The organism is Tenacibaculum sp. M341 (assembly GCF_004337695.1).
Classification (GTDB): domain Bacteria; phylum Bacteroidota; class Bacteroidia; order Flavobacteriales; family Flavobacteriaceae; genus Polaribacter.
This window is the reverse complement of sequence record NZ_SJXJ01000041.1, coordinates 1-6,425: the sequence shown is the minus strand read 5'-3', so window position 1 is coordinate 6,425 and position 6,425 is coordinate 1. Positions and strand designations below refer to the sequence as shown.

The 6,425-nt window shown below is 27.3% G+C and carries 7 protein-coding genes; 1 reads left to right on the top strand and 6 read right to left on the bottom strand.

Features of this window, described 5'->3' with window-relative positions; genetic code table 11:
• Positions 1-292: 292 nt before the first annotated feature.
• Positions 293-532: a helix-turn-helix domain-containing protein gene (locus EYW44_RS21760; RefSeq protein WP_132727953.1), complete on the bottom strand. Its 240-nt coding sequence runs from the start codon at positions 530-532 to the stop codon at positions 293-295.
• Between the two features lie 381 nt (positions 533-913).
• Between EYW44_RS21760 and EYW44_RS21755 the strand changes: the two genes are divergently transcribed.
• Complete coding sequence (locus EYW44_RS21755; protein ID WP_132727950.1) at positions 914-1,324, top strand: hypothetical protein; 411 nt, start codon at positions 914-916, stop codon at positions 1,322-1,324.
• Between the two features lie 591 nt (positions 1,325-1,915).
• Here EYW44_RS21755 and EYW44_RS21750 read toward each other — a convergent pair.
• The 5 genes from EYW44_RS21750 to EYW44_RS21725 all read right to left on the bottom strand — a co-directional run bounded on the left by EYW44_RS21750 (position 1,916) and on the right by EYW44_RS21725 (position 6,091).
• Entirely contained in the window at positions 1,916-2,725 is an 810-nt protein-coding gene (locus EYW44_RS21750; RefSeq protein ID WP_132727947.1) for a hypothetical protein, read from the bottom strand.
• A gap of 129 nt (positions 2,726-2,854) precedes the next feature.
• A complete protein-coding gene (locus tag EYW44_RS21745; protein WP_243643716.1) occupies positions 2,855-3,340 on the bottom strand; it encodes an SLATT domain-containing protein in 486 nt (161 codons plus the stop codon).
• 14 nt (positions 3,341-3,354) lie between these two features.
• Positions 3,355-4,260 (bottom strand): hypothetical protein, encoded by a 906-nt coding sequence (locus EYW44_RS21740; RefSeq protein WP_132727941.1) that lies wholly within the window; start codon positions 4,258-4,260, stop codon positions 3,355-3,357.
• Between the two features lie 670 nt (positions 4,261-4,930).
• Positions 4,931-5,275, bottom strand: a complete 345-nt coding sequence (locus EYW44_RS21730; protein ID WP_132727938.1) for a DUF3024 domain-containing protein — start codon at positions 5,273-5,275, stop codon at positions 4,931-4,933.
• 60 nt (positions 5,276-5,335) lie between these two features.
• Entirely contained in the window at positions 5,336-6,091 is a 756-nt protein-coding gene (locus tag EYW44_RS21725; protein ID WP_132727935.1) for a hypothetical protein, read from the bottom strand.
• Between the last annotated feature and the right edge of the window lie 334 nt (positions 6,092-6,425).

Here is a 6,425-nt window from a genome sequence, read left to right as displayed (position 1 = left end):
ATTTCTAATTCTATCATATCTTTGCTTAGTACTTGGTACATAGGGTTGTGTTTTTATGTTTCGCAACACAAATATCTACAACCCTTAATTTTTTCTCAAAAAAAGTCAAGATGACTTCACTGTAAAATTACAAATGTTTTAGTGTTTTAAATTAAAAAATTATTTGTTATGTATTAATCTGTCGTTAAATTACAAATAAGAAGGTATTAATAGGGGGGAGTAACATAGTAAAACCAAATAACTAAATTGATTGATTATAATTATTTGGTTTTGTAAGACAAAGTTTAGTTTTCTAAATAGTTTTTTTGATGCCTAGCCATTCTCCATTTGAATACACATGTGAATATTCGCTACTAGGTTCGAAAAGTTCTAAAGGATCAACATCTAGAAATTTAGCGATTTCTATAATTGTACTAAGTTTAGGGTCTCTTATTTTACTATACATGCTTTCTTTAGTAATACCAAAATAACCACCTAACTCTGTCATAGTAATCTTTTTTGTCTTTGCGACTTCTTTTATTTTGTTTTTCATGTAGTAAAAATAATAAAAAAACCCACTCAAAATTGAGTGGGAAAATTGCTATGAAAAAGAAAAAGTCTCTAAACGTCTTTAGAGATATTGTAAAGATATGAAAAATAGTATTATAAAGTGTTAAAAAAGTTTAAAAAGAGAAATAATTAAATAAAAAGTATTTTATAAATATGATAGAGATTGGCTTTATATGGGGAAAAAAGCTATAAATAAAAGATATATTGTCTATAAGAGGTGGTAAAGTTATGTGCTACTTATGTTTTTCTTATTGAGGAGATTGTGATGAAAAGAATGCATGCTTTTATATTCAAAGTTTTTAGTTTTTGATCTAGAGTATAATTTTAATAAAATTAAAATATCTGATTAATTAAAATTATATTTTTGTCAAAAAAAATTGGATTTTTATATTTTATGAAAACAGAAAATAAGAAAAGTAGTAAACTAAGTGATGTATTCGGTGGGATTTTTGCTCTACTTATGATATTTGGGATTATAGGTTATGAGCTTAGGAAAGATTATTTAATTAATAATTATAAAAAACAAGTTAAAGGTGTAATTGTTTCTTATGACGATTCAGCAATTAAAAAAAGGTTGGAATATAGATATAGAGTAAAAGGGAAATTATATTTCGAAACTGTCGGAGTAAAAAGGTTTACAGATTCTGAGAAGGTTGAATGTATAGGAAAGCCAGTAATTGTAAATTATTCGTCAATAAAACCTGCTTATTCACATGTTCATTTACTTGAATACCAAGATAAAAAGAAAACTGTTCATCTAATGAATAGTTTTTAAGCTTACTGAGTTTTTTGTATAAAGTATTTTTTAGAAGTTGTTTTTTTTATACCTGATATTTACAAGTGAATTGTAAGCAAGTTTAAGTACTTGACCCTGAACTTAAATCTTTATAGTAATTGGATAAACTAATACGTGAAAACGATGTTATTTTTATAGATAGTTTTGCAAAACTTAGAAAAATTGACAAAAAAATTAATTTAGATGAGGATTAAAAAAAAAGTATAATGGTAAATTATTTGTTATAATTTTTCAATTAACAAGTGACGGTAAAATGAGAGGTGGCTCTGAGAGTCAATTTGACGGAGACGTAATTTTATTTGTAGAAAAAATCTTGACTACCGAGAAAGCTACGTTTATGCTAATAAAAATAGATACCAGGATAAACCTTTACATGAGTTACATTTTAATATATTCCTAGGGCAACTAAACGAAAATTACTCTGATCTTAATATTATCGAAACTGAAGATAATGAAGGACATTTTGATGAAGTGGTTGTTTAAAAAAAATAAGCCTCTTAAAAAGGCTTATTTAAAGTTGTTTTCTGTGAAATTTTAGAGTTGTGTAACGGCTAACATTGTTGTGTACAGTTATTTTTTACTTTTTTTTTCAAGCAAGGATTTCATACTATTCGTAAAATTTTTCGCTGATTCTTTGCTTTGAATAATTTGATTTATTAGATAAGTTAAAATAATTTTTATGTGATTAGCGTTCTCAAGACAAGCCTTGTCGGATTCCGCGTGAAGTCCTTCACTTAATTGGCTATGTAATACACCCAATGGATTCGTTCCATTTGGTTTTAGAATGCTAGGAAGTAAGTCTTTTACTAAATCAATTTTATCCTGAGTAACTCTAGTTGTTTTTGTTTTTTTAAGTGCCTTCTTATATTCTACTTGATGTTCAATATCTATTAAATCAAAAATTGAATCTAATAGTTCATCAATTATCTCTTCCGTTATTCTTCTGTAGTATGCAAAAGCTCCAATTCCATAACCTTGAGCTTCGCAAACTAAACCTTTTCTGAATGTTTTTGCGTGCTTATTTAGTACTTTTTCAAGATTTGAATCCATCTTAATTTCCCATTCAGGATACTGTCCGACTTTATACAAGAAATTTAAATCGTTATCAACATAAATGAAAAAACGTCTTTCAAAATCTTTGCAAGATTGACATTGATACCTTAAATCAAAAACTCTATCATTTGCGACTAAATCTTGTTCATTATATCCATCGTAATAAAATTCATTAGTCATATTGAATGTTTGGACAGAATCACAAACCTCACATTTCATATTTATTGGAATATGAAACCAACGACTAACATTTTCAGATTTATCTTCCTCTTGTACATCATATTTTCGAAATAATGAATAGTCTTCTAGAAATTCTTTTGTTATCATATGTTTCTTTTTATAAAGTAAAATTCTGATAATACGAACCGCCGTATACGAGATCCGTACGTACGGTGGTGTGAGAGGCGCACTCTTCTCAATCATGGGAAGAGCCGTCTACTCGATTGGCAGTAGTTTTTATTTATTGTCCGGTAAAAAATCTAATTCTTTTGGATATTTGTTGAAAGATTTCACCTTCTTTTTGGCATCGTTATAATGACTTTCTTTTACATACATTGTTTTCATTGAGTCCCATCTATTTTTAACCAAATTAATATGATCATCAAGTTTTGGGTTATCTAAAAGAGTAGTTAAAATCGTTTCTATTTGGTGTCTAATTCTTTCATATTCTATCCCTAATTCTCTGTGTTTTTCCGCTTTTTCTCCAGGTCTAATGAATGATTGATATCCTGTTAAAATTGCTACTATAAATAAAATTAGTGGCAAAATATAATCTTTAATCCAAGTTTTGTCTATAAAAGGAAAGCGATAAGTAAATGCAACAATAGTGGATAGGATAAATGCCCAAATTCCAGTTCTACGTTCTAATTTACTGAAAGATATAGATTGAAAGCAATGAGCATACTCAAGTTGATGGACTTTTCTCATCCAGTCTAAAAGCATAAGTTCTTTTTTATTCATAATTGACTGTCGATTTTATCTAAAAGATATTGAGGTGCGATGTTCATTTTTCTATTTACTTCAGATTCATTTATAGATTTTGGTCCAATGACAAATGATTCACCTAGTCCATCTTTACCTGTAAAGGAAAAAAAAGTAGCAGAGCATTTAGGTGAATTCTTATGACCTGACTTATGAAGTTTACTAGGTTTGATTTCGTAAACTGCATTTTTAAGATGAAGTTCTTCACTAATTTTTATAAGTTCTGCATCAATTTTTTTATTTACTGCTTTTGAAGTATGTTGGTTTACTTCATTTAAGGAATCATTATAAACAACTTTGAAAAATGAATGCTTAGCCTTTTTCGAATCTTTTATATACTCGAATCTATCGTTAATAATTTTTCCAGTTATAACCCAACTTTTAGCGAAAAATGTATGTGAATGTATTGAAAAATCATCAACTTTTTTTAAGTCCATATATTCATCAAGTGAATCATCCCATATATGTAACCTTAAGAAATCAAAATTTTCTAATTTTTCATCTTTCTTATACAGAGGTATTGATAGAAAACCTTGTGATCCAATTGATGAGATAATGTAAGTAGAAGGAATTAATCTGATTGAATTGGAAATCAATTTCCAAACTTCTTTTAGTTCAAATAGTAAATCGTTTTCTCTACAGAATATTATTTCACGAGTACCTAAAAGTCGATATAAAAATGATTTAATGTAAACGTCTTTATGAGTTTCTATGATATTATGAATCTTTGAGATATTTATTTCATCATTTTCTGCAAATAACAAATCACACATAAAATCTTGAGATGCAATTTCTTTTTTAAAATTCTCGCTATATGCTTTTAATAATGGTTCATAAAATTCAATAAATTCTTTTTTTGAAATTATTTCTTGTTGCTTCATATTTTTTTGTCAAATTACTGCCAACGAACGGCTAAACACAATTGTGTTTATTCCCTTTATATAGTTAATGTTTTGTTTTTAATAATAAAAAGGAATAGGAGGTTTAGTCACTTATTTCTTTTTGAGAGTTTAAAATTATAAAATAATAATAGTAAGACAATGTTTTTAATATTAAGTTTTTATACAATAACATCACTTTGTTGTATTAATTTTTAAAAGTTAAAAAGGTAAAGTTTATAAACTAAATACAAAAAGCAGTCAAAATAATATACGGTGGTGTGAGAGGCGCACTCTTCTCAGTTATGAGAAGGATCGTCTACTCGATTATGCGTAGACTTATTTTTTATTTAACTCGATTTCTACTTTTTTTTCTAGTTCGTTCTGTTTAAAGTCGAACCAATTTTGTCTTTGAAATTTTTAAAAGGTCTTTTACTAGTCAAAATATATTCCAATTCTGCTTTGAGGTTTTTATCAAGTAATTACTTAACAAAAAGCTCCTTGATTTTAAAAGACTCAAAATTTTCTAAGGCTTCGAATTTGATAAAATCTATTTTGTTATTCTCTATTTTCTCTGAATCATCTTGAAAGGCTTATTTAAAGTCTTCTTTTGAAAATGGGTTATTGTTATGATCTCATCTGTTTTTGAATTGTAATGATGTTTTGCTTGTGATTATCCAAAAAAACAAGAGTGTTTGTCTTCTTTAATAATTTCTACTATTTTTTCTAAATATGTAGATTCAGGGAAAGGTTCATAAATCTCCCATTTCCCACTTGCTCGCATCCAATATAAATTCCATTCTTTTCTAGATTTATAATATCTGATTTTAGCGAATTCTATTTGTTTTTTTTCTTTTGAGTTACTCCAATCAGGGCGAATTTCAAATAAAATTACATTTTTACTGTCATAAGAATATCCAATGTCGATTTGTTTTCGAATTTCGATACTTTCAGGACGTAGCGATTCAATGCAGTTTTTTATTGTAGATTCATTTATGTCAATTATCTTATTTGTCATTCATTTACAGTTTTTTGGGCTTACGCACAACGTTTAGGCTAAACTGCGTTTAAATGCAGTTTAAGTTTTGTTAGGTACTAGATTTATTTTTATTAAAATTTTTTCTCCGTTATCAATTCTAGATACCAGATTTTTTAATTCTTCAAAATTCGAGTTATCCAATTTCCTGAATCGTCTTAAATATCCTATCGCCATTTTGGGGCTTACCAATCCCTTACTTAATTGTACTCGGACAAAATCGTCTATTAATCTTTTGTTTATTATTTCGGAATTTCGAAATATCAATTGATTGATATTTCTTATAGATTCTTTGGTTGATTTAAGAGTTAATAATTCAATTAATCTAATCCGAAAACTTGGTCGAAGTTTTGAAAAACTCGGAATTAGAAATTCAAACAAATAATTTGCTCTCCAGCGATACTTTCTGAATTTATGGTCAAGACAACCTAGGATTATGAGTAATTGGTCATTTAAGAAATGTTTATCAATTACTTTGTTTTTTGTTTCAGGATTTATTAGATAAAAAGGCAATAATATATCAAAGATGTGATAGTTTTTATTTGAAAATTTTGGATCGTGTTGTAATTTCTTTTCTAGCCATTCAGTTTTGAATTTTTCTGATAAAATATTTTCATACTTCTTTAATAAACTCTTTGAGTAATCATGGTTCAATATTAGATATTCTAATTCTGAAAAATGGTCATGTTTTAGAGGTGGATTGGATTTAAACCGTAAAATTCGAGAATTCACAACATATCTAAAACTCCAACCTTGAAGTTTCGTATGCTTTTCGATATAATTTTGATTCCAATCCATTTTAGTTTTTTCTTCTTGCACCTAACGTATGGCTATAAACAATTGTGTTTAGCCCTGTTATATAGTTTACGTTTTGTTTTTAATATTAAAAGGAATAGGGGGTTTAGTTACCTATTTCTTTTATATACTCAAATTTATAAAATAATAATAGTAGCAAAATGTTTTTACATGAGTTATTTTGTAAATAATATCACTTTATTATGTTAATTTTTAATGAAGTCATCTTGACTTTTTTTGAGAAAAAATTAAGGGTTGTAGATATTTGTGTTGCGAAACATAAAAACACAACCCTATGTACCAAGTACTAAGCAAAGATATGATAGAATTAGAAATA

Bases quoted from the DNA above. Each gene is read 5' to 3' on its own strand.
- EYW44_RS21725 (WP_132727935.1), bottom strand. From the start codon at position 6,091: ATGGATTGGAATCAAAATTATATCGAAAAGCATACGAAACTTCAAGGT.
- EYW44_RS21740 (WP_132727941.1), bottom strand. From the start codon at position 4,260: ATGAAGCAACAAGAAATAATTTCAAAAAAAGAATTTATTGAATTTTAT.
- EYW44_RS21750 (WP_132727947.1), bottom strand. From the start codon at position 2,725: ATGATAACAAAAGAATTTCTAGAAGACTATTCATTATTTCGAAAATAT.
- EYW44_RS21745 (WP_243643716.1), bottom strand. From the start codon at position 3,340: ATGCTTTTAGACTGGATGAGAAAAGTCCATCAACTTGAGTATGCTCAT.
- EYW44_RS21760 (WP_132727953.1), bottom strand. From the start codon at position 532: ATGAAAAACAAAATAAAAGAAGTCGCAAAGACAAAAAAGATTACTATG.
- EYW44_RS21730 (WP_132727938.1), bottom strand. From the start codon at position 5,275: ATGACAAATAAGATAATTGACATAAATGAATCTACAATAAAAAACTGC.